General features: G+C 71.1%; 22 protein-coding genes and 2 pseudogenes. 6 read left to right on the top strand and 18 right to left on the bottom strand.

Annotation, left to right across the window (positions count from 1 at the left end; translation table 11 throughout):
• Positions 1-95: 95 nt before the first annotated feature.
• The 11 genes from hisF to BMX97_RS04300 all read right to left on the bottom strand — a co-directional run bounded on the left by hisF (position 96) and on the right by BMX97_RS04300 (position 9,675).
• On the bottom strand, positions 96-878 hold the full coding sequence (gene hisF / locus BMX97_RS04350; RefSeq protein WP_091745732.1) for an imidazole glycerol phosphate synthase subunit HisF: 783 nt from the start codon (positions 876-878) through the stop codon (positions 96-98).
• 12 nt (positions 879-890) lie between these two features.
• Positions 891-1,379, bottom strand: coding sequence for a DUF29 domain-containing protein (locus tag BMX97_RS04345; protein WP_091745729.1), 489 nt, complete (start codon positions 1,377-1,379; stop codon positions 891-893).
• 58 nt (positions 1,380-1,437) lie between these two features.
• Complete coding sequence (gene hisA, locus BMX97_RS04340; RefSeq protein ID WP_091745727.1) at positions 1,438-2,184, bottom strand: 1-(5-phosphoribosyl)-5-[(5-phosphoribosylamino)methylideneamino]imidazole-4-carboxamide isomerase; 747 nt, start codon at positions 2,182-2,184, stop codon at positions 1,438-1,440.
• A 46-nt stretch (positions 2,185-2,230) separates the two neighbouring features.
• The gene (gene hisH, locus BMX97_RS04335; RefSeq protein WP_091745724.1) at positions 2,231-2,890 is read right to left on the bottom strand and encodes an imidazole glycerol phosphate synthase subunit HisH; all 660 of its coding nucleotides are present in this window, start codon (positions 2,888-2,890) and stop codon (positions 2,231-2,233) included.
• A gap of 64 nt (positions 2,891-2,954) precedes the next feature.
• A complete protein-coding gene (locus BMX97_RS04330) occupies positions 2,955-3,446 on the bottom strand; it encodes a DUF2628 domain-containing protein (RefSeq protein ID WP_091745722.1) in 492 nt (163 codons plus the stop codon).
• Positions 3,447-3,476: 30 nt separating this feature from the next.
• The gene (gene hisB / locus BMX97_RS04325; protein ID WP_060850127.1) at positions 3,477-4,079 is read right to left on the bottom strand and encodes an imidazoleglycerol-phosphate dehydratase HisB; all 603 of its coding nucleotides are present in this window, start codon (positions 4,077-4,079) and stop codon (positions 3,477-3,479) included.
• A gap of 120 nt (positions 4,080-4,199) precedes the next feature.
• Complete coding sequence (locus BMX97_RS04320; protein WP_091745720.1) at positions 4,200-5,078, bottom strand: S-methyl-5'-thioadenosine phosphorylase; 879 nt, start codon at positions 5,076-5,078, stop codon at positions 4,200-4,202.
• Between the two features lie 88 nt (positions 5,079-5,166).
• A complete protein-coding gene (locus BMX97_RS04315) occupies positions 5,167-6,063 on the bottom strand; it encodes a cytochrome c1 (protein WP_091745718.1) in 897 nt (298 codons plus the stop codon).
• A gap of 83 nt (positions 6,064-6,146) precedes the next feature.
• The gene (locus tag BMX97_RS04310) at positions 6,147-7,433 is read right to left on the bottom strand and encodes a cytochrome b (RefSeq protein WP_091745716.1); all 1,287 of its coding nucleotides are present in this window, start codon (positions 7,431-7,433) and stop codon (positions 6,147-6,149) included.
• A gap of 43 nt (positions 7,434-7,476) precedes the next feature.
• Complete coding sequence (gene petA / locus BMX97_RS04305) at positions 7,477-8,040, bottom strand: ubiquinol-cytochrome c reductase iron-sulfur subunit (RefSeq protein WP_091745714.1); 564 nt, start codon at positions 8,038-8,040, stop codon at positions 7,477-7,479.
• Positions 8,041-8,370: 330 nt separating this feature from the next.
• The gene (locus BMX97_RS04300) at positions 8,371-9,675 is read right to left on the bottom strand and encodes an MFS transporter (protein ID WP_091745712.1); all 1,305 of its coding nucleotides are present in this window, start codon (positions 9,673-9,675) and stop codon (positions 8,371-8,373) included.
• 256 nt (positions 9,676-9,931) lie between these two features.
• Between BMX97_RS04300 and ribH the strand changes: the two genes are divergently transcribed.
• The 6 genes from ribH to BMX97_RS04270 all read left to right on the top strand — a co-directional run bounded on the left by ribH (position 9,932) and on the right by BMX97_RS04270 (position 15,503).
• Positions 9,932-10,474, top strand: a complete 543-nt coding sequence (gene ribH, locus BMX97_RS04295; RefSeq protein WP_091745928.1) for a 6,7-dimethyl-8-ribityllumazine synthase — start codon at positions 9,932-9,934, stop codon at positions 10,472-10,474.
• A 1-nt stretch (position 10,475) separates the two neighbouring features.
• Positions 10,476-10,946, top strand: a complete 471-nt coding sequence (gene nusB / locus BMX97_RS04290) for a transcription antitermination factor NusB (RefSeq protein ID WP_060850121.1) — start codon at positions 10,476-10,478, stop codon at positions 10,944-10,946.
• Positions 10,947-11,112: 166 nt separating this feature from the next.
• Positions 11,113-12,117 carry a thiamine-phosphate kinase gene (thiL, locus tag BMX97_RS04285; RefSeq protein ID WP_091745710.1) on the top strand — a complete coding sequence of 335 codons (1,005 nt, stop codon included), beginning with the start codon at positions 11,113-11,115 and terminating at the stop codon, positions 12,115-12,117.
• Positions 12,118-12,379: 262 nt separating this feature from the next.
• Positions 12,380-14,527 (top strand): sodium-translocating pyrophosphatase, encoded by a 2,148-nt coding sequence (locus BMX97_RS04280; protein WP_091745709.1) that lies wholly within the window; start codon positions 12,380-12,382, stop codon positions 14,525-14,527.
• A 263-nt stretch (positions 14,528-14,790) separates the two neighbouring features.
• Positions 14,791-15,186, top strand: coding sequence for a glyoxalase superfamily protein (locus tag BMX97_RS04275; RefSeq protein ID WP_244538274.1), 396 nt, complete (start codon positions 14,791-14,793; stop codon positions 15,184-15,186).
• Positions 15,183-15,503, top strand: coding sequence for an MmcQ/YjbR family DNA-binding protein (locus BMX97_RS04270; protein ID WP_244538273.1), 321 nt, complete (start codon positions 15,183-15,185; stop codon positions 15,501-15,503). The genes BMX97_RS04275 and BMX97_RS04270 overlap by 4 nt, the downstream gene beginning before the upstream one ends.
• Before the next feature lie 117 nt (positions 15,504-15,620).
• Here the strand turns inward: BMX97_RS04270 and BMX97_RS04265 are convergent, their stop codons facing one another.
• The 7 genes and pseudogenes from BMX97_RS04265 to glyA form a co-directional block, all read right to left on the bottom strand.
• Positions 15,621-16,181: a hypothetical protein gene (locus tag BMX97_RS04265; protein WP_244538272.1), complete on the bottom strand. Its 561-nt coding sequence runs from the start codon at positions 16,179-16,181 to the stop codon at positions 15,621-15,623.
• Positions 16,182-16,292: 111 nt separating this feature from the next.
• Positions 16,293-16,804 (bottom strand): annotated as a pseudogene (locus tag BMX97_RS04260) (Hsp20 family protein).
• 177 nt (positions 16,805-16,981) lie between these two features.
• A pseudogene (locus tag BMX97_RS33515) lies at positions 16,982-17,068 on the bottom strand (oxidoreductase); the annotation flags it as partial.
• A gap of 55 nt (positions 17,069-17,123) precedes the next feature.
• A complete protein-coding gene (locus tag BMX97_RS04255; RefSeq protein WP_091745705.1) occupies positions 17,124-17,768 on the bottom strand; it encodes a riboflavin synthase in 645 nt (214 codons plus the stop codon).
• The gene (gene ribD, locus BMX97_RS04250) at positions 17,769-18,854 is read right to left on the bottom strand and encodes a bifunctional diaminohydroxyphosphoribosylaminopyrimidine deaminase/5-amino-6-(5-phosphoribosylamino)uracil reductase RibD (protein WP_091745921.1); all 1,086 of its coding nucleotides are present in this window, start codon (positions 18,852-18,854) and stop codon (positions 17,769-17,771) included.
• Between the two features lie 41 nt (positions 18,855-18,895).
• Positions 18,896-19,441 (bottom strand): transcriptional regulator NrdR, encoded by a 546-nt coding sequence (gene nrdR / locus BMX97_RS04245; protein WP_091745703.1) that lies wholly within the window; start codon positions 19,439-19,441, stop codon positions 18,896-18,898.
• 117 nt (positions 19,442-19,558) lie between these two features.
• Positions 19,559-20,860, bottom strand: coding sequence for a serine hydroxymethyltransferase (gene glyA / locus BMX97_RS04240; protein ID WP_091745701.1), 1,302 nt, complete (start codon positions 20,858-20,860; stop codon positions 19,559-19,561).
• Positions 20,861-21,327: the final 467 nt, after the last annotated feature.

Here is a 21,327-nt window from a genome sequence, read left to right as displayed (position 1 = left end):
AGGCTGCCATTGGAGTTGTGCGCGAACCCTGGGGCCGGCGGAGCCGGGTGGTCAAGCGGCTTCGCGCGTCCGTCCCGGCCGCAATGGTCGGACGGTCACGGCGTCGGGTCGAGCCGCATGGCGAGGCCGGCCGCCGCCATGTGGGCCTTGGCCTCCCCGACGGTGTGCTGGCCGAAATGGAAGATCGAGGCGGCGAGCACCGCGCTCGCGCCCCCGTCGCGCACGCCCGCCACGAGGTCGTCGAGGCCGCCGACGCCGCCCGACGCGATCACCGGCACGGTGACCGCATCGGTGATCGCCCGGGTGAGCCCGATGTCGTAGCCCGAGCGCATTCCGTCGCGGTCCATCGAGGTGACGAGCAACTCGCCCGCGCCCTTCGCCGCCACGAGGCGGGCGAACTCGATCGCGTCGATCCCGGTGGGCTTGCGGCCGCCATGGGTGAAGATCTCCCAGCGCGGGGCCTCGCCCTCGCCCGAGACCCGCTTGGCGTCGATCGCCACGACGATGCACTGCGCGCCGAATTTTTCCGCCGCCCGCGCCACCAGGTCCGGGTCGTTCACCGCCGCGGTGTTGATCGACACCTTGTCGGCCCCGGCGAGCAGCAGCGTGCGGATATCCTCGACCTTGCGCACGCCGCCCCCGACGGTGAGCGGCATGAAGCAGGCCTCCGCCGTGCGGCTCACCGCGTCGAGCAGGATGCCTCTCGCCTCGTGGCTCGCCGTGATGTCGAGGAAGCAGAGCTCGTCGGCCCCGGCCCGGTCGTAGGCCTTGGCGGCCTCGACCGGATCGCCGGCGTCGCGCAGCTCGAGGAACTGGACGCCCTTGACGACGCGGCCGTCCTTCACGTCGAGGCAGGGGATGATGCGGGTCTTGAGCACGGTTCTGAGGCTCTACTCGTAGAGGAAGGGGCGCGACATCGCCTCGTCCCGCGTGAAGGGACAGGCCGCCGGGAACGTCGTCGCGGCAAGACCGGTCTCGCGCAAGGCGTCGAGACGAGCCTGGCGGTAGGCGCGCTCGAAGGCTTCGTCGAGCCGCGACTTCAAGCTCGGATTGTCGCCGAAGACCTCGATCACGTGCTGACGATGCGTCGCGATCGAGATCGCCCAGCTGGCGCTGCGGTGGCCGGGCTGGAATTGCCATTTCAGCATGTGAAGCTGGATCAGCGCGTAGAAGCTGACGAGGCGATTGAACTCCGAGCGACCCACGCTCTCGATCTCCTCGGCCAGGTTCTCCCGGTCGAGGACCGAGAGGTTGCCGGCGCGGAGCGCCGCAGCCTGCTCCATCGCCCAGCCGTAGATGTCGTCGGCATAGGCCGTCGTGGGTCGTAGGGGAGCCGAGCGTGCAGGCGCGGGCCTGGATTTGCGGGTCGCGGCCGTCATGCGGTCAGAGGCCTCCGGGAAGCGGCCATGATCCTACCACGCCACGGACCCCTCCGCCTCACCCCGCCCGGGCGCCCTTCGCCCGCGCGATGGCGGCGAGCGCTTCCTTCGGGTCGATGCGGCCGTCGTAGAGGGCCCGGCCCGTGATGGCGCCGGCGAGGCCCGCGCAATCGGGCTCGAGGATGCGGTGGACGTCCTCGATCGAGGCCAATCCCCCGGAGGCGATGACCGGGATCTTCACCGCCTGGGCGAGGCCGAGCGTCATCGGGATGTTGAGGCCCTTGAGGATGCCGTCGCGGGCGATGTCGGTGTAGATGATCGCGGCGACGCCGGCATCCTCGAAGCGCCGGCCGAGCTCTTCCGCCGTCACCGTCGAGGTCTTGGCCCAGCCCTCGACCGCGACGCGCCCGTCCTTGGCGTCGATGCCGACGGCGATCTGGCCCGGGAAGCGACGGGCGGCCTCGCGCACGAAGGTCGGGTCCTTGACCGCGGCGGTGCCGATGATGACCCGGCTGACGCCCTTGGCGAGCCAGCCCTCGACGGTGCGCATCTCGCGGATGCCGCCGCCGAGCTGGACCGGGATCGTCACCGCCGCCAGGATCGCATCGACCGCCGAGGCGTTCATCGGCGCGCCCGCGAAGGCGCCGTCGAGATCCACCACGTGGAGCCAGGGGAAGCCCTGCTCCTGGAAGGTGGTCGCTTGCGCGGCCGGATCGTCGCTGAAGACGATGGCCTGGGCCATGTCGCCCTGCACGAGGCGGACGCAGCGCCCTTCCTTGAGATCGATGGCCGGAAACAGGATCACGCGTCGTCACCGCAAGGCTGGAGTTGGTCGGGGGGCCGGCGCCCGGTCAGGGGCGCCAGCGCAGGAAGTTGCCGATCAGGCGAAGGCCGAGGGTCTGGCTCTTCTCGGGGTGGAACTGGGTGCCGGCGATGGTGCCGCGCGCCACCATGGCGGTGACCGCCCCGCCGTAATCGGCGCTCGCCACCACGTCGTCGGGCTCGGCCGGGCTGAGCGCGTAGCTGTGCACGAAATAGGCGTGCAGGCCGTCCGGGCCGGTCGGGATGCCGTCGAGGAGCGGGTGGGGCCGGCGCTGCTGCAGCGTGTTCCAGCCCATATGCGGCACCTTGAGGCCGGGATCGGCCGGCGTGATCGGGGCGACGTCGCCCGGGATCCAGCCGAGGCCCGGCGTCACCTCGTATTCGAGGCCGCGGCTCGCCAACAGCTGCATGCCGACGCAGATGCCGAGGAACGGCCGGCCGCGCCCGTGCGCCGCCTCGGTCATCGCCTCGACCATGCCCGACACGGCGTCGAGCCCGCGCCGGCAATCCGCGTAGGCGCCGACGCCCGGCAGCACGACCCGGTCGGCCGCCGCCACGGTCGCGGGGTCGGAGGTGACGACGATGCGGGCCTCGGTGCCGGCCTCGCGGGCGGCGCGCTCGAAGGCCTTGGCGGCCGAGTGCAGGTTGCCCGAGCCGTAATCGATGATGGCGACGGTGTCGGCGCTCAACGGAGCTTCTCCCGGATCGCGCCGCCGGCCCGGGGCGGCGCGCATGATGGTGGGGTTGCGGGGCTCACCGTTGGCCCTGCGCTTCCGGAAACAGGCCGAGCGCCGGGCTCTCGGACCGGGCATGGGCCGGAGCGACGGGCCGCGACGGGGGACTGCCCATCCGCGCGCCCTCCTCCCGCAGCCAGCGGGCGACGAACTTGACCTCGGCCTCCTTGGCGTCCGAGGCCGTCACCGCGTCGCGGATCGGGCGGCCGGTGCGGGCATAGGTCCAGCGCCGCAGGGACGAGGCCTCGAGCCCGACGAGCCAGGACAGGAGGAGCGCGATGGCGAAGCCCGCCGCCGTGCTCAACCCCAGCGCGAGCCCGGCGAGCCAGACCACGATCTCGGCCGCCAGCACTATCAGGCCGGCGAGCCAGAGCCGGTGCCAGAAGAACCACAGGGCGGAGAACCAGAAGGCCGGCCAGACGAAGGCGTCGGGCACGAGCTTGGCGCGGTCCAGGGCCTCCGGCTCGGCGGGATCGACCTCGTCGGGCAGGTGCAGGGTGTAGGTGGTCATCCGTTCCCCCCGGGATCCGTCGTTGCGGCCTTAGAGCGAGCCCTTCGTCGACGGCACGCGGCCGCCCTCGCGGGGATCGACCTCGACGGCGTGCCGCAAGGCACGTGCCAGGCCTTTGTAGCAGCTCTCGGCGATGTGGTGCTGGTTGTCGCCGTACAGCGTCTCGACGTGCAGCGTGATGCCGGCATTCATCGCGAAGGCCTGGAACCACTCGCGCACCAGCTCGGTGTCGAAGGCGCCGATCTTCTCGCGGGCGAAGGTGGTGCGGAAGACCAGGAACGGCCGGCCGGAGATGTCCACGGCGACCCGGGTCAGTGCCTCATCCATGGGCAGGTGCAGGTCGGCGTAGCGGCGGATGCCACGCTTGTCGCCGAGCGCCTGGGCGAAGGCCTGGCCGAGCGCGATGCCGCAATCCTCGGTGGTGTGATGCTGGTCGACGTGGAGGTCGCCCGTGACCTTGATGTCGAGGTCGAACAAGGCGTGCCGGGCGAGCAGCTCCAGCATGTGGTCGAGGAAGCCGACCCCGGTCGCGATGCTGGCCTTGCCGGTGCCGTCGAGGGTGAGGGCGACGCTGACGTCGGTCTCGGCGGTGCGCCGGTCGACGCGGCCGGCGCGGAGGGGGGTGTCGGTCATCGGGGAGGTGCTGTCGCCAACGGAAAACGGGCTGCCTTGTTAAAAGGCAGCCCGCGGAAACGCCAGGGGTGATCCCGGCTTTATACCCTCGCGCGCATCAGGCGCTTCAGCGACCGGGGGTCAGCCCGCCGCCAGCACCCGCGCGCAAACCGCGTCGAGCTTGGCCATCAGGGCCGGGTCGCGGTGGGTCGGGGCGGTCATGATCGCGCCGTCCAGCGCCCGGTCGGAGCCCGCCGGGCACGGCACCCGCTCGGCCGGAAGGTCGCGAGCGAGGCGGCTGACCAGGCGGGCGGCCTTCGCGGCGTTGGCACGGGCGACCGCCACCACGGCGGCGACGTCGACCGCGCCGTGCTCGGGGTGCCAGCAATCGAAGTCGGTCACCATGGCGATCGTCGCGTAGGTGATCTCGGCCTCGCGGGCGAGCTTGGCCTCCGGCATGTTGGTCATGCCGATCACGTCGTAGCCCTGCGCCTTGTAGGTGAGCGACTCGGCGTAGGAGGAGAATTGCGGCCCCTCCATGCAGACGTAGGTGCCGCCCTTCCTGACCGCGATCTCCTCGGCCTCCGCCGCCTCCAGGATGCAGGCCTGGAGCGCCGGCCCGACCGGATGGGCCATCGAGACGTGGGCGACGCAGCCGTTGCCGAAGAACGACGAGGTCCGGCCGACCGTGCGGTCGACGAACTGGTCGACGAGCACGAACAGGCCCGGATAGAGCTCCTGCCGGAACGAGCCGCAGGCCGAGAGGGCGACGATGTCGGTGACGCCGACGCGCTTCATCGCGTCGATGTTGGCCCGGTAGTCGATGCCCGACGGCGAGAGCCGGTGGCCGCGGCCGTGGCGCGCCAGGAAGACCACCGTCGTGCCGCCGATGCGGCCGATCCGCAGGGCGTCCGAGGGCTCGCCCCAGGGCGAGGCGACCGCCTCCTCGCGCACGTCCTCCAGCCCGGGCAGGTCGTAGACGCCCGACCCGCCGATCACTCCGAGCACGGCCTTGACCATGGGGTTCTCCTTCGTGTGGCCGAAACGATGTGTGGTCGAAACGAAAGAGGCCCCTCGCGGGGCCTCTGGTATCGCTCTCGGGTGCAGGTCAGCTCGTCTTGTGCAGCTCGGGTTGCAGCCCGTGCGTCTCGCCGCCGACGTCCGACCAGATCTTCTTCTTCACGTAGTAGAGCAGTCCGGCCAGCACCAACAGGAACAGGATCGCCCGCAGGCCCAGCGACTTGCGCGCCAGGAGGTGGGGCTCGGCCGTCCACATCAGGAAGGCGGTGACGTCGCGCGAGTACTGGTCGACCGTCTCCGGTACGACCGGCTGGCCGTTGGCGCCCTTGGCGTAGGTCACCTGACCGTCGCTGAGGGGCTTGGGCATCGCGATGACGTGGCCCGGGTAGTATTCGTTGTAGTGGCCGCCCGGCGGCACAGTCACGTCCTTCGGCGGCTCGTCCTTGTAGCCGTTGAGGAGGGCGTGGATGTAGTCCGGGCCCTGCTCGGTGTAGCCGACGAAGGGCAGCCAATCGGTGATGAACCACAGGCCGCCGCGGGCGAAGGTGCGGGCCTTGGCCATCAGCGACAGGTCCGGCGGCGCCTTGCCGCCGTTGGCGGCGGCCGCGGCCTGCTCGTTGGGGAACGGCGCCGGGATCTTGTCGGCCGGGCGGCCGGGCCGCTCGAACATGTCGCCGGAATCGTTCGGCCCGTCCTTGACCTTGTACTCGGCCGCCAGCGCCTTGACCTGGGCGGCGGAGAAGTCGGGTCCGCCCTCCTGCTCGAGGTTGCGGAAGCGGATGTAGCTCAGGCTGTGGCAGTTCGAGCAGACCTCGCGGTAGACTTGGAAGCCCCGCTGCAGCTGCGCCTGGTCGAACGTGCCGAACACCCCCGAGAAGGTCCACTTCTCGCGGTGCGGCACCGGCCCGTGGTCCTCCGCCGAGGCGGCGCCGGCCGACAGGATCGCGGCGAGAGCGGCCGCCACGAGAGTACGTGTTCTGATCATTCCCCTCGATGCCCCTTGCGGCGTCGTCATTCTGATGGGCGGTCGTGAGGCGGGAGCCCGCGGCCCCCGCCCCTCGGCGTCGCTTATCCCTTGATCGAGGGAGCGGCGGCGGCGCCGGCGGGAAGGCCGGACGAGCCGACCTGCTTGCCCGGGCCGGTGACGCTCTCGAGGATCGAGCCCGGCAGGGGCTTGGGCGTCTCGAACAGGCCGACCAGCGGCATCACGATCAGGAAGTGGGCGAAGTAGTAGACCGTGGCGATGCGCGAGGCGAGGACGTAGCCGCCCTCCGGGGGCTTCGAGCCGAGCCAGCCGAGCAGGAAGCAGCAGAAGATGAACAGCCAGAAGAACTGGCGGTAGATCGGCCGGTAGTTGGCCGAGCGGACCCGCGAGGTGTCGAGCCAGGGCGCGAGCGCCAGGATGATCACCGCGCCGAACATCAGCACCACGCCGCCGAGCTTGTCCGGCACCGCCCGCAGGATGGCGTAGAAGGGCAGGAAGTACCACTCGGGCACGATGTGCGCCGGCGTCACGGCGGGGTTCGCCGGGATGTAGTTGTCGGCGTGGCCGAGGTAGTTCGGCTGCAGGAAGATCCAGTAGGCGAAGAAGGCGAAGAACACCACCACCGCGAACACGTCCTTGATGGTCGCGTAGGGGGTGAAGGGCACCGCGTCCTTGCCGGTCTTGATCGGGATGCCGGTCGGATTGTTCTGGCCGGTGACGTGCAGCGCCCAGACGTGCAGGACGACGACGCCGGCGATCATGAACGGCAGCAGGTAGTGCAGCGAGAAGAAGCGGTTGATGGTCGGGTTGCCGACCGAGTAGCCGCCCCAGAGCAGGCTCTGGATCGTGTCGCCGACGATCGGGATCGCCGCCAGGATGTTGGTGATGACGGTGGCGCCCCAGAACGACATCTGGCCCCACGGCAGGGTGTAGCCGAGGAACGCGGTCGCCATCATCAGCAGGTAGATGATCACGCCCAGGATGTAGAGCACCTCGCGCGGGGCCTTGTACGACCCGTAGTAGAGGTTGCGGAACATGTGGACGTAGACCGCGATGAAGAACATCGAGGCGCCGTTGGCGTGCATGTAGCGCAGCAGCCAGCCGTAGTTCACGTCGCGCATGATGTGCTCGACGGAGTTGAACGCCTCGGTGGCCGAGGGCTGGTAGTGCATCGCCAGCCAGACGCCGGTGATGATCTGGGAGCCCAGCATCACGATCAGGATCGCGCCGAACGTCCAGAAGTAGTTCAGGTTACGGGGAACCGGGAACGCGATGAACGAGGAATGGACCAGGCCGACGATCGGCAGCCGGGCCTCGAACCACTTCGCGATGCGGCTCTTGGGTACGTAGGTTGTGGCGTGTGCGCTCATGGGGCAGCCCGCGTCTGGCGTTGCTTCACGATCGGCTCGAGGATCAGGCGGTGGCGCCTTCGCCGATGCGGACCTTGCTGTCGCCCTGGAAGGCGTAGGGCGGGATCGGCAGGTTGATCGGCGCGGGCCCGCGGGTCACGCGGCCCACCGCGTCGAACTGCGAGCCGTGGCAGGGGCAGCCCCAGCCCTCGTGGCCGTTGGCGTTGGCGATCGGCACGCAGCCGAGATGGGTGCAGTTGCCGTAGGCGACGAGCCAGGTCTCGTGACCGTCCTTGACGCGGCCGAGGAACGGCGCCGGGTCGATCATGCCGCCGGGCGGCGTCGCCTTCATGTCCGTCACCTCCTTGGCGGTGAGGTGGCGCACGAAGATCAGCTTGCCGCGCCAGAACACGTTGACGATCTGGCCCTCGGCGATCGGCGAGAGATCGACGTCGATCGGGGCGCCGGCGGCGATCGTCTCGGCGTCGGGCGCCATCGAGGCGACGAAGGGCCAGGCCAGAGCGGCGGCCCCGACCACGGCGCCCGCACCGGTGGCGAGGAACAGGAAGTCCCGGCGGGTCGACCCGTGGGGATGCGCGGCGTCGGAGGGGGCGGCGGTGGTGGCCAAGTTCCGGCTCTCCCGAGAGATCGTTGACGCAAGAATCGTTGACGGCGGCGGGCCCGCCGCCGGCGCGGCGCGCGGCATGGGACCCGCTGGAAGGATCGTCGGGGTTCGTCGAGCCCCGATCCTGCCGGACCGAAGCACCTCCCCGCTCATCGCGGCAATGCGACCGGGCGTCGCCGCGCGGGTAGCTCTCTGGCACGGCCAAGCCCCGGAATCCAGGGCGAAAAGGCGCGTCGAACCAGAGGAATTCCAGATTTTCCGCGAGTGTGTTGCAGGGCGTGCCGCACTGCACCGGAGCGGCCCGGAGGCCGCCCCGGCCGGGCGCGAAAGGGGCTACTCGGCGGCGGCGCCGACGCGGCCTTGCACCGCGGGTGCGCCGGTATGGCTCAGGCGCAGCACGGTGATCATGCCGACGATGCCCGCGCAGGCGATCAGCAGCAGGCCGCCGGTGAAGCTGCCGGTCCAGTCCTTGATGGCGCCGACGGCGTAGGGGGCGACGAAGCCCGACAGGTTGCCGATCGAGTTCACCACCGCGATGGCGCCGGCGGCCGCGGCCCCCGACAGGGTCTCGGTCGGCAGCGTCCAGGTGATCGGCAGCGCGCCGAAGATGCCGAGGGCGGCGCCCGAGAACAGCACCACCTTGACGATCGGGTCGCCGACCAGCGCCGCCCCGACGGTGCAGAGTGACGCGCAGGCGAGCGCCGCCGCGAGGTGGTAGCGGCGCTCGCGCTTGGCGTCCGAGCGCTTGCCCCACCACAGCATGCCGACGGTGCCGACGGCGTACGGGATGATCATCACGAAGCCGGTCTGGGCGTTGGTGAGCCCGAAGCCCTTGAAGATCTGCGGCAGGAAGAAGCCGAAGGCGTAGAGCAGCGCCACGGCGCCGAAATACACCACCGCGATGGCGAGCACCCGCGGGTTGAGGATCTCCTGGGTCAGCGGCACGTGGCCCTGGCGCGGGTTGCGGGCGGCCTCGGCGGCGAGCGTCTGCTCGAGCCAGGCGCGCTCGTCGGCGGCGAGCCACTTGGCGTCGGCCGGGCGGTCGGTGAGGTAGAAGTAGGTCATCACCGAGAGCACCACCGCCGGCAGCGCCTCGATCACGTAGAGCCACTGCCAGCCCTTGAAGCCGAGCGCGCCGTCGAGCTCGAGCAGCAGGCCGGAGATCGGCGAGCCGATGACGCTGGAGAGCGGGATCGCCACCATGAACAGCGAGACGATGCGGGCGCGGTAGGCCGCCGGGAACCACAGCGTCAGGTAGAAGATGATGCCCGGGAAGAAGCCGGCCTCGGCGGCGCCGAGGAGCAGGCGCATGATGTAGAAGCTGGCCTCGCCGCCGACGAAGGCCATGCCGCCGGAGATCAGGCCCCAGCTCAGCATGATGCGGGCGATCCAGCGCCGCGCGCCGAACTTCTCGAGCGCCAGGTTCGAGGGCACCTCGAAGATGAAGTAGGTGATGAAGAACAGCCCGGCCCCGAGGCCGTAGGCGGTGGCCGAGATGCCGAGGTCCCGGTTCATCGTCAGCGAGGCGAACCCGACGTTCACCCGGTCGAGATAGGCGACGAAGTAGCAGACGATCAGGAACGGGATCAGGCGCCAGCTGATGCGCCTGATGGTACGGGCTTCGATGTCGGACGTCACGGCTGTCTCCTCCCCGGCGCGTCGTTGGCGCGGCCGAATTTCAAGCGGCGGCCGGGTTGCGACGCCCGGCTCTGGCGCCGGGATGACCGGATTGTCGCCGGTTGGCAAGCAGCGACGATCTGCGGAGGCCCGCGCACTTGTGGGAGGGGCCTCTTCTGGTCTAGTGCTCGCCCTCCCCGCCGGTGACGCCCCGCAGCGAGGCCGCGTGGCCGCGCGCTCGCCCCGGCGCCGTTCGAGATCTTTGAAGAAGTTCGCCATGGTCACGCCACGCCGAGACAGCGGCGCCGTCAGGCCCCAGCTCACCGCAGCCCGGGTGCTCGTCGTCGAGGCCCGCTACTACGAGGACATCGCCGACGAGCTGCTCGCCGGCGCGACGGCCGCCATCGCGGCCGCCGGCGCCGAGGCCGTGGTCGTCACGGTGCCGGGCGCGCTGGAGATTCCCCAGACGGTGGCGATCCTGCTCGAGGCCGCCGCCCGCGCCCACAAGCCCTACGACGCCGTGGTGGCGCTCGGCTGCGTCATCCGCGGCGAGACCGGCCACTACGACATCGTCGCCGGCGAGAGCGCCCGGGCGCTGATGGACCTGTCGGTCGTGCTGCGCCTGCCGCTCGGCAACGGCATCCTCACCGTCGAGACCGAGGCCCAGGCCCAGGCCCGCGCCCGCGTCGCCGAGATGAACAAGGGCGGCGGCGCCGCGGAAGCGGCGCTGGCCGTGCTGGCGCTACGCCGCGCCGAGGAGGCGGGCCGCCAGGACCGCACCATCGGCTTCACGCCCCGCCGCACCCCGGAGACCGAGTGAGATGAAGCCCGCAGAACGCAGCGGCGCCCGCCTCGCGGTGGTCCAGGCCCTCTACGAGATGGAGATCTCCGGCAAGGGCGTCATCGATGCGCTGGCCGAGTTCGAGGCCTTCTGGATCGGCCAGGTGATCGACGAGGTCGAGCACCCGCCGGCCGAGACCGCCTTCTTCCGCGACCTCCTGCGCGGCACCGTCGACGAGCAGCGGGCGATCGACCAGCGCCTCGACGCGGCGCTCGCCGCCGGCTGGCCCCTGCGCCGCCTCGAGGCGGTGGTGCGGGCGATCCTGCGCGCCGGCGCCTACGAGGTGATGTTCCGCCGCGACGTGCCGGTGAAGGTCGCGATCTCCGAGTACGTCGACGTCGCCCACAGCTTCTACGAGGGCGAGGAGCCCGGTCTCGTCAACGCGGTGCTCGACAAGGTCGGCCGCGCGGTGCGGCCGGAGGATTTCAACAAGGGGTCGCGCGCCGGCTGAACCGGGGTGCCGCGGGGCAGCGGTGTCGAACCGTCGATAAAAATCTTCAGGTTCTTGCGTTAGGCCATTGCGGTCCGGCCGGGCTGGGTCCTAGCTGTCGGCTGAGGTTCAGGCGGATCGTGCTCCCCTGGCACTCCGCCCCTCGCCGCGAGACCCCTCCCCCGCGATGTCCCGCCCTGTCCTGCCCCGCCCGACCGAAGACGAACTGATCGCCCGCTACTTCGCGCCGCTGGCCGGCGAAGGCGGGCTGTCGCTGCGGGACGACGCGGCCCTGCTGACGCCGAGCCCGGGACACGACCTGGTCTTGACCACCGACGCGGTCGTCGCGGGCGTCCATTACTTTCCCGACGATCCCGCCTCCTCGATCGCCTGCAAGGCGCTGGGCGTGAACCTGTCGGACCTCGCCGCCAAGGGCGCCGAGCCCCGGGGCTTCCTCCTCACCCTGGCGCTCTGCGACGAGTGGGACGAGGCCTGGCTCGCCGATTTCTGCACCGGCCTGAGCGAGGCGGCGGCGCTCGCGAGCTGCCCGCTCCTCGGCGGCGACACCGTGCGGGCGGCGGGCCCCACGCTGCTCGGCATCACGGCGATCGGCGAGGTCCCGTCCGGCACGATGGTGCGGCGGGGCACCGCGCGGGCCGGCGACCGGATCCTCGTCTCCGGCACCATCGGCGATGCGGCGCTCGGCCTGAGGCTGCGGCAGAAGCCCGTGGCGCCGTGGGGCGAGGCGCTGACCTACCCGGTCCGCGCCGCCCTGGTCGACCGCTACCTGCATCCCCGCGCCCGCCTCGCCCTCGCGCCGCACCTGCGGGCGCATGCCCGGGCCGCCATGGACGTCTCGGACGGCCTCGTCGGCGACCTCGCCAAGATGATGCGGGTGGCGGACCTGAGCGCCGAGATCGCGATCGATCGCATCCCCCTGTCGGAGGCCGCCCGGGCCGCCCTCGCGGTCAAGCCGGACCTCCTCGACGTCGCGCTCACCGGCGGCGACGACTACGAGATCCTGTGCACGGCCGATCCCGCCGCGGTGCCGGCCCTGCGGGCGGCGGCCGAGCGGGCCGGCGTGCCGCTCTCCGAGATCGGCACCGTGACCGAGGGCGGCGCCCCGCCGGTGTTCCGCGACGCGGCCAGCGGGATCCGCCACTTCCGCGCGGGCTCCTTCAGCCACTTCTAAGGCGATCGCTGCGGCGCGGCAGGATCAGCCGGAGCTCGCGCGAGACGATCCCGCGGCCGAGGCGCGGCGCCGAAAGTCTCAAGCGGACGAAGCTTGGGAGCATTTGCGCTCGGGTGGGAAGTTTGGCACGACTGTGAACGCGGATCCGTGCTGTCGCGCGGCCCCCGCTCACAAGGGAGGGAGGCCCGCGTCGCGAAAACGGCCGCTCGCCATCTCGGCCGTCCGACGTCGCGGGATAAGCCCGACAATCAAGGACGGTAGAATGACCGCACTCCTGCTCATCATCCTGGGCGGCCTCTGCGCCGTCGCCTACGGCATCGTCACCATCAACGACGTCATGCGGCGCGATGCCGGCACGCAGCGCATGCAGGAGATCGCCGGCGCGATCGCCGAGGGCGCCCAGGCCTACCTGCGTCGCCAATACGCCACCATCGGGGTCGTCGGGGTCGTCCTGTTCGGGCTCCTCGCCTGGTTCCTGGGCCTCAAGGTCGCCATCGGCTTCCTCATCGGCGCCGTCCTGTCGGGCATGGCCGGCTTCATCGGCATGAACGTGTCGGTGCGCGCCAACGTCCGCACCGCCCAGGCCGCGGCGCAGTCGCTCGGCGCCGGATTGTCGGTCGCGTTCAAGTCGGGCGCCGTCACCGGCATGCTGGTCGCCGGCCTCGCGCTCCTCGGCGTCGCGCTCTACTACACCTACCTCACCCGCATCGCCGGCCTGAGCCCGGCGAGCCGCGAGGTGATCGACGCCCTCGTGGCGCTCGGCTTCGGCGCCTCGCTGATCTCGATCTTCGCGCGGCTGGGCGGCGGCATCTTCACCAAGGGCGCCGATGTCGGCGGCGACCTCGTCGGCAAGGTCGAGGCCGGGATCCCCGAGGACGATCCGCGCAACCCCGCCACCATCGCCGACAACGTCGGCGACAACGTCGGCGACTGCGCCGGCATGGCGGCCGACCTGTTCGAGACCTACGCGGTCACCCTCGTCGCCACCATGGTGCTGGCGGCGATCTTCTTCTCGGGCCAGACCGATGTCGGTGGCCGCAACGTGCTCGAGACCATGCTGGTCTACCCGATGGCGATCGGGGCGGCCTGCATCGTCACCTCGATCATCGGCACGTTCTTCGTGCGGCTCGGCTCCAACCAGTCGATCATGGGGGCGCTCTACAAGGGCCTGATCGGCGCCGGCGCGCTCTCGATCGTGGCGATCGCCGGCCTCAACCTCGTGATGTTCGGCGGCTTCTCGACCCGCTTCACCACGGCGGGCGGCGAGAGCTTCACCTCGCTCAGCCTGTTCCTGTGCGCGGTGGCCGGGCTCGTCATCACGGCGCTGATCGTCGTGATCACCGAGTACTACACCGGCACCGGCTACCGGCCGGTCAAGTCGATCGCCCACGCCTCGGTCACCGGCCACGGCACCAACGTGATCCAAGGCCTGGCGATCTCGCTCGAATCGACCGCGCTCCCGGCGATCGTCATCGTCGCCGGCATCATCGTCACCTACGGGCTCGCCGGCCTGTTCGGCATCGCCATCGCGGTCACCGCCATGCTGGCGCTCGCCGGCGTCGTCGTCGCCCTCGACGCCTTCGGACCGGTCACCGACAATGCCGGCGGCATCGCCGAGATGGCGGGGCTGCCCAAGGAGGTGCGCAAGTCCACCGACGCGCTCGATGCGGTCGGCAACACCACCAAGGCGGTCACCAAGGGCTACGCCATCGGCTCGGCGGGCCTCGGCGCGCTGGTGCTGTTCGCCGCCTACACCTCGGACCTGAACTACTTCATCAAGAACGCCTCCCCGACCCAGTACCGCTTCTTCCAGGGCGTCACCGTCGACTTCTCGCTTCAGAATCCCTACGTCGTCGTCGGCCTGCTGCTGGGCGGCCTGATCCCCTACCTGTTCGGCGGCATCGCCATGACGGCGGTGGGCCGGGCCGCGGCGGCGGTGGTCGAGGAGGTCCGTCGCCAGTTCCGCGAGAAGCCCGGCATCATGCAGGGGACCGAGCGGCCCGATTACGGCCGCGCCGTCGACATGCTGACCAAAGCGGCGATCAAGGAGATGGTGGTGCCCTCGCTGCTGCCGGTGCTGTCGCCGGTGGTGCTGTTCTTCGTGATCCAGGCCATCGCCGGCAAGGGCCAGGCCTTCGCGGCGGTCGGCGCGATGCTGCTCGGCGTCATCCTCACCGGCCTCTACGTCGCGGTCTCGATGACGTCGGGCGGCGGCGCCTGGGACAACGCCAAGAAGTACATCGAGGACGGACACCACGGCGGCAAGGGCTCCGACGCCCACAAGGCCGCGGTGACCGGCGACACCGTCGGCGACCCCTACAAGGACACCGCCGGCCCGGCGGTGAACCCGGCGATCAAGATCACCAACATCATCGCGCTGCTGCTGCTGGCGATCCTGGCGCATAGCTGATCGACGGCGGATCCGACGATCCGCCTGCGAGCCTCGCACAGTGTCGCCTGGACGGTGGAACAGGCAGGGGCGTCATCGCGCGATGGCGCCCCTCACCCGTCCAGGCCGATGGACCCCACGGCAAGTCGCGTCGACGGTGCGACGGCGTGACCGGTCGCGGACGATCAGCGGCGTCCCTGGCCTCCGACGGCATCGTGGGACAGCCTGTCCTCCAGGCCGATGCGGCCTGCCGCTCGCCCCGGGAACGGGATGGTGAAAGCATCGTGGACGAGCCCAAGGCCCGCGAATTCTACTGCGCCTTCCTCGGCTTCGCGCCAAGCTTCGAGCACCGATTCGAACCGGGCTCGCCGCTCGACATGGAGGTCGCCCGCGCCGGTCTCCGGCTTCTCCTCTCCGAGCATCACGGCGATTCCAGCCCGGGCTCGACCGTGTTCGTGCCGATGCGAGACCTGCGGTTCTACCACCGCGAACTGACGAACAAGCGGTACGGCTACGCACGGCCCGGCATCGAGCAGGCTCCCCGGGGGGAGATACCGGAGGTGGTGGACCCTTTCGGAAACCGGCTTCGCGTCTGTCAGTACCGGGACGCCGAATCCGGGCGCCGGTCCGGCACGGTGTCGAGAGGAGACCCTCGCGATGGCTGTCGACATCACACGTGAAAGCGCTCATCGCGAGCCTGCCGGCCGTGACCTCGGCGCCGCATTTCCATCGCACGGCGTTCCGCACGCCCCGCAAGATTTTCGTGACGCTCGACGAAGCGGGTCGCGACATCACCCTGATGTTCGACCCGGACCATCGCGATTTCATCTGCGAGCAGGTGCCTGCCGCCTTCAGCCCCGTTCCGGGTGGCTGGGGCCGGGGGGGCGCCACGCGGTGCGACCTGATGGTCGTCGACGAGGAGACCCTGCTGTCCGCCCTGACGGCGGCCTACCGCCTCGCCGCTCCGAAGACCCGGCGCCGGAACGAGGAACCGTGAGGTCGTTCGGCGAACCGGGATGAGCCTGGGCCCGTGGGTGGCACGCACGCCCGATGCGGCGACGGCGTAGCGACGGGTGGGGCCGCCTCGACGTCGTGCGTGCCATCGCGGTCTCTCCTATGCCGGCATGCAGAGCGCCCGGGCCGCCGCGTCCGGGGATATCCGGGGACGTGGCGGCGGCATGATCGTGGCGGGGCATGGCGGCGGGTCGTCATCATCGTCGTTCCGGCGGCCCGGGCGCCAGCCGATGGTCCACGCGGTGCGCGAACGACGCCGTGGGGACGGCCGGCGCGCCGGAGGCGGGCCGGAGCCCCGCGAAGCGTCGCGATCGAGCTCGGCCAGGGCTTCCAGCACGGAATCCACCGCGACCGGCTCGGCCCGGCAGCCGGTCAGGCAGCGCAGGCCCGGGGCGTTCTCCAGCGCGCAGGCATCCGAGGCCCAGGAGGCCAGGATCGCGCGCTTCTCCGCCCGCGACAGGCGCGGATGCGCCAGCACCTCCCGCGGGTGCCGGAACACGTCGCCGGGTGCGACGAGGGCCTGCCACGCCTCGGCCGACGCGGGCCGGCCGGCAGGCGGGTTGATCGGCCCGGCATGGATGGGGCCGGCATGGATAGGGCCGTCATGGATAGGGCCGTCATGAGACAGACCGAGCGGGGTGAGATGTGTCTCCATCGACATGGGTTCATCCTCCCTGATGGTGCGTGAACTGGCACGACAAGGGGTTCACGCCCCGGGGGCGAGAGGCCTCCGAGGGTCCGTTCGTCAGTTTTCAGCGGATGACCGCAGGGGTCAGGCGGCCTTGGATCGGTCCTCGACCTGATGCTCCACCTGGACCGACGCGTTCTGGACCCGCGCGTTGTCCTGCCCCAGAGCCGCCTGGCTGCCGCCGATGGCGATGCGGCGCGGCTTCAGCGCCTCCGGCACCTCGCGCTCGAGGTCGACCGAAAGCAAGCCGTTCTCCAGGCGGGCGCCGATGACCTTCACGTGGTCGGCGAGGCTGAAGGTCTGGCGGAAGGCGCGCGCCGCGATGCCACGGTGGAGGTGTCGCGCTCGCCGTCCCGGTCCTTCTTCTGGCCGGTGACGACCAGGGTGGTGTCGTGCTGGGTCAGCTCGATCTCGTCCTGCGAGAAGCCGGCCACCGCCATGGTGATGCGGTAGGCGTCGTCGGCGACCTTCTCGATGTCGTAGGGCGGCCATTGCTGCGTCGACGGCTCGAGCCGTGCGGCCTGGTCCAGCATCGAGAACAGCCGGTCGAAGCCGACGGTCGAACGGTAGAGCGGGGCGAAGTCGAAGGTCCTCATGACCACATCCTCCTTGGAGCAACGTGATGACTTGGATCGGGTCAGGCTTCGGGTCCCCGGACGCTCGGTCCGAGGCCCGATCTGCGAGCCCGTTCGGGCCTCGCGCGTGTGGAACGCGGGCACCGCGTTCCGGTTCCCGTCTCTGGCGATTTTTCTCCGCGACCGGGCAGCGCAGGGTCAGATCTGGGCTTGGCCGCCGTCCACGACCAGCTCGATGCCGTTGACAAAGCTCGCATCGTCCGAGGCCAGGAACAGGGCTGCGCGCCTCTCCAGTCCGGACCAGCCGGCGTGATGCGGTCCGACGATCAGCCCGCCTCGGTCAGCCCCCCTCGACCGCCGCCCGCGCCTCCGTCAGCCGCGCCGCGTAGCGGGCGATCAGGTCGACTTCGAGGTTGAGCCTGTCGCCGACCCGGCGCTCGCCCCAGGTGGTGACGGCCAGCGTGTGGGGGATCAGCAGCACCGTGAAGGTGTCGCCCTCGACGCCGTTGACGGTGAGCGAGGTGCCGTCCAGGCAGACCGAGCCCTTCTCGGCGACGAAGCGGGACAGACCCGGGGGCGCCCGGAGCACGAAACGCTCGCTCGGAGCCCAAACGTCGCCGGCCTGGCCGGTCACCGGCTCGCGGGCGACGATCTCGGCGAGGCCGTCGACATGGCCGGTGACGAGGTGGCCGCCGAGCTCGTCGCCGATCCGGAGCGAGCGCTCCAGGTTCACCCGCGTGCCCGGGGCCCACGCGCCGACGGTGGTGCGCGCCAGGGTCTCGGCGGCGGCGTCGACCTCGAAGGTGCAGCCGCCCTCGCGCGGTGTGACCGTGACGGCGGTGAGGCAGGGGCCCGCACAGGCGATCGAGGCACCGATCAGGATCCCGGCGGGGTCGTAGGCGCAATCGATGGCGATGCGCTTGAGCTTGGAATCGCCGGACACCGCGGCGACGCGGCCGACATCCGAGACGAGGCCGGTGAACATCTACGGGCTCCGTACGTGGCAGGTGAAGAGATCGGTGCCGATCCGGACCTCCTCGGCAACCGGGAAGTCCGGCGAGGCGAGGCGCGCGGCGAGGTGCGGGCCGACCGCGGGCAGGCCGGGCTGCCCGAGGGCGCGGTCGCCGGTGACGAGGAGGCACTCGTCGACGAGGTTCTCGCGCGCCAGCGCCTCGGCGAGCGTCGGTCCGCCCTCCGAGCAGATCCGGGTCAGCCCGAGGGCGCCCAGGACCCGCATCGCCTCCGGCAGGTCGATGCGGCCGTCCGGCGTCACCGGCACCCGCTCGACCTCCGCTCCGGCGGCGGCGAGGGCGCCCTCCGCCAGGGCGGGGGCATCGGGACCGCACAGGATCAGGGTCGGCACGACCGCGCTGGTGCGCACGAGGCCGGCGCTCGGCGGCGTGCGCAGGGCGGGGTCGAGGACGACGCGCAGGGGCGAGCGGTCCGCCATCCCGGGCAGGCGCACGGTGAGCTGAGGATCGTCGGCGAGCACCGTGCCGACGCCGACCATGATGGCGTCGCAATGGGCCCGCTGCAGGTGGATCTCCGCGGTGGCGCGGGGGCCGCTGATCATCAGCCGCCCCTCCCCGCCCGCCGCGTAGCCGTCCGCCGTGCGGGCGAGCTTGAGGAAGAGCGCGGGCCGGCCCCGGACGACCCGGCTGACGTGACCGCGCTGGTCGCGCGCCGCCTCCGCCCCGAGGAGACCGACCGACACCGCGATGCCCGCCTGCGCCAGCCGGGCGTGGCCGCGCCCGGCGACCCGCGGATCGGGATCGTCCATGGCGCTCACCACCCGGGCGATCCCCGCCTCGATGGTGGCGTCGGCGCATGGCGAGGTGCGGCCGTGATGCGAGCACGGCTCGAGGGTGACGTAGAGGGTGGCGCCGCGGGCCGCCTCGCCGGCCGCCGCGATCGCGACGCGCTCGGCATGCGGCCGGCCGCCCGCCTGCGTCACGCCCTGGGCGAGGATCCGCTCAGCGCCCGGGGGACCGCCGACCAGCACGGCGCCCACCGACGGGTTCGGCCAGGCGCGGCCGAGATGGCGCCGGCCGAGGGCGAGGGCGAGGCGCATGTAGCGCCGGTCGGCCTCCTCGCGCGTCGGATCCGGCGCGCTCACGGCGCGCGGGTCCGGGACCGGCGGGCCGGCGGCGGCTCCTCGGCGGCCGGCTCCTCCCCGGGCGTCGCCGCCGGGAGCGCGGCCTGCGCGGCGCCGGCCGCGAGGTGGCCGAGCAGCTCCTCGAAGTCGCGGGCCTCGCGGAAGTTCTTGTAGACCGAGGCGAAGCGCACGTAGGCGACGTCGTCGAGGCCCTTCAACCCCTCCATCACCGCCTCGCCAATCGCCTCGCTGGTCACCTCGGCCTCGCCGGAGCTCTCCAGCCGGCGGGTGATGCCGCTCACCAGGCGCTCGATCCGCTCCGCCTCGACCGGCCGCTTGCGCAGGGCGGTCTCGACCGAGCGCTGGAGCTTGTCGCGGTCGAACGGGACCTTGCGGCCCGAGCGCTTGACGACGATCAGCTCGCGCAGCTGCACCCGCTCGAAGGTGGTGAAGCGGCCGCCGCAATCCGGGCAGATGCGCCGGCGCCGGATCGCCGAGCTGTCGTCGCTCGGCCGGGAATCCTTCACCTGCGTGTCGAGGCCGCCGCAATAGGGGCACCGCATCGGCCGCCCGTTCCTCTGTGTACGAAAAAGGGCCGGTCCCGCGAGGGACCGGCCCCGGAAGGGGCGTGTTCTAGAGCGCTCCCGGCGGAAGGGGAAGCCGGGAGATCGCTCTCGCGATCAGGCGTAGACCGGGAAGCGGTCGGTCAGGGCGTGGACCGCGCGCTTGGCCTGCTCCTCGGCGCCGGCATCGCCCGCCTCGCCGGCGCTGTGCAGCCCGTCGAGGACCTGGACGATCAGCTCGCCGACCTTCTTGAACTCGGCGACGCCGAAGCCGCGCGAGGTCGCCGCCGGGGTGCCGAGGCGAATGCCCGAGGTGATGGTCGGCTTCTGCGGGTCGAACGGCACGCCGTTCTTGTTGCAGGTGATGCCGGCGCGGGTCAGCGCGGCCTCGGCCGCCTTGCCGGTCAGCTCCTTGGAGCGCAGGTCGACCAGCATCAGGTGGTTGTCGGTGCCGCCCGAGGTGATGTCGTAGCCGCCCGAGATGATGGTGTCGGCGAGCGCGCGGGCGTTCTCCACCACCTGCTTGGCGTAGAGCTTGAACTCGGGGGTCAGCGCCTCGCCGAAGGCCACGGCCTTGCCGGCGATGACGTGCATCAGCGGGCCGCCCTGGAGGCCCGGGAACACCGCCGAGTTCAGCTTCTTGGCCAGCGCCTCGTCGTTGGTCAGGATCATGCCGCCGCGCGGGCCGCGCAGGGTCTTGTGGGTCGTGGTGGTGACGACGTGGGCGTGCGGGAACGGCGACGGGTGCACGCCGCCGGCCACCAGGCCGGCGAAATGGGCCATGTCGACGAAGAAGACGGCTCCGACGCTGTCGGCGATCTCGCGGAACTTGGCGAAGTCCCAGTGGCGCGGGTAGCCCGAGCCGCCGGCGATGATCACCTTCGGCTTGTGCTCCTGGGCCAGGCGCTCGACCTGCTCCATGTCGATGCGCTGGTCCTCGCGGCGCACCGTGTAGGAGACCGGCTTGAACCACTTGCCCGAGACGTTCGGGGGGGCGCCGTGGGTGAGGTGGCCGCCGGCCGCCAGATCGAGACCGAGGAAGGTGTCGCCCGGCTGCATGGTGGCCATGAACACGGCCTGGTTCGCCTGGGAGCCGGAATTCGGCTGCACGTTGGCGAAGTCGCAGCCGAACAGGCGCTTGGCGCGCTCGATGGCGAGGTTCTCGGCGATGTCGACGAACTCGCAGCCGGCGTAGTAGCGCCGGCCCGGATAACCCTCGGCGTACTTGTTGGTCAGCACCGAGCCCTGAGCCTCGAGCACGGCGCGCGAGACGATGTTCTCCGAGGCAATCAGCTCGATCTCGTGCTGCTGACGGCCGAGTTCCTGCGCGACCGCGCGGGCGATCTCGGGATCGGCATCGGCCAGCGACGCGGAAAAGAACGAATTGGACCGGGTGTTGGCGGCGGTGCCCACGCTCATGATGGCCTCGGAGTTGTCGGGAGCCGCCCGGGCGAAGTGCCGGTGCGGAAGTCAAGGACGGGGATCGGCCAGCTTCTACACGCGGGCGACGGGGGAGTCCAAGGCCGGAGCGCCGCACATTTGTCTGTGAGCGACATCTCCCGCCGCCTGCGGGTCGAGGTCCCGGACCTCGCATCGGGGCGATCGGTTCCGTTGACCGGTCGGCCGGGGCCGATCCGCGTGCAGGGTGGATTTGAAACGCCGGAAAAGGAACTCAAAAAAATCTAAAGCGCCGTTGATGAAAATTCGTGGCTCGCCGGACGTCCCGCACGAGCCGGCGCGGCCCTCGCGATCACGGACCAGCCCGGCCCGGCCAAAAGCCCTGAACAGGCCCGTCGCGCCGCTCGGCGCCGGCTCTCCATCCGAGCCTCTACGAAGAACGCCTGCCTTAATCCAAGGTCACGAAAATTTTATCGACAATCCAGCCG

The organism is Methylobacterium sp. ap11 (assembly GCF_900110515.1).
In the GTDB taxonomy this organism is placed as follows: Bacteria; Pseudomonadota; Alphaproteobacteria; order Rhizobiales; family Beijerinckiaceae; genus Methylobacterium; species Methylobacterium ajmalii.
This window is presented reverse-complemented; position numbering and strand designations above follow the sequence as displayed.

Coding starts and splice junctions, on each gene's coding strand:
- BMX97_RS04345 (WP_091745729.1), bottom strand. CDS start 1,379: ATGACGGCCGCGACCCGCAAATCCAGGCCCGCGCCTGCACGCTCGGCT.
- BMX97_RS04330 (WP_091745722.1), bottom strand. CDS start 3,446: ATGACCACCTACACCCTGCACCTGCCCGACGAGGTCGATCCCGCCGAG.
- hisB (WP_060850127.1), bottom strand. CDS start 4,079: ATGACCGACACCCCCCTCCGCGCCGGCCGCGTCGACCGGCGCACCGCC.
- BMX97_RS04320 (WP_091745720.1), bottom strand. CDS start 5,078: ATGGTCAAGGCCGTGCTCGGAGTGATCGGCGGGTCGGGCGTCTACGAC.
- BMX97_RS04315 (WP_091745718.1), bottom strand. CDS start 6,063: ATGATCAGAACACGTACTCTCGTGGCGGCCGCTCTCGCCGCGATCCTG.
- BMX97_RS04310 (WP_091745716.1), bottom strand. CDS start 7,433: ATGAGCGCACACGCCACAACCTACGTACCCAAGAGCCGCATCGCGAAG.
- ribH (WP_091745928.1), top strand. CDS start 9,932: ATGGTCACGCCACGCCGAGACAGCGGCGCCGTCAGGCCCCAGCTCACC.
- nusB (WP_060850121.1), top strand. CDS start 10,476: ATGAAGCCCGCAGAACGCAGCGGCGCCCGCCTCGCGGTGGTCCAGGCC.
- thiL (WP_091745710.1), top strand. CDS start 11,113: ATGTCCCGCCCTGTCCTGCCCCGCCCGACCGAAGACGAACTGATCGCC.
- BMX97_RS04280 (WP_091745709.1), top strand. CDS start 12,380: ATGACCGCACTCCTGCTCATCATCCTGGGCGGCCTCTGCGCCGTCGCC.
- BMX97_RS04265 (WP_244538272.1), bottom strand. CDS start 16,181: ATGTCGATGGAGACACATCTCACCCCGCTCGGTCTGTCTCATGACGGC.
- BMX97_RS04255 (WP_091745705.1), bottom strand. CDS start 17,768: ATGTTCACCGGCCTCGTCTCGGATGTCGGCCGCGTCGCCGCGGTGTCC.
- ribD (WP_091745921.1), bottom strand. CDS start 18,854: ATGCGCCTCGCCCTCGCCCTCGGCCGGCGCCATCTCGGCCGCGCCTGG.
- nrdR (WP_091745703.1), bottom strand. CDS start 19,441: ATGCGGTGCCCCTATTGCGGCGGCCTCGACACGCAGGTGAAGGATTCC.
- glyA (WP_091745701.1), bottom strand. CDS start 20,860: ATGAGCGTGGGCACCGCCGCCAACACCCGGTCCAATTCGTTCTTTTCC.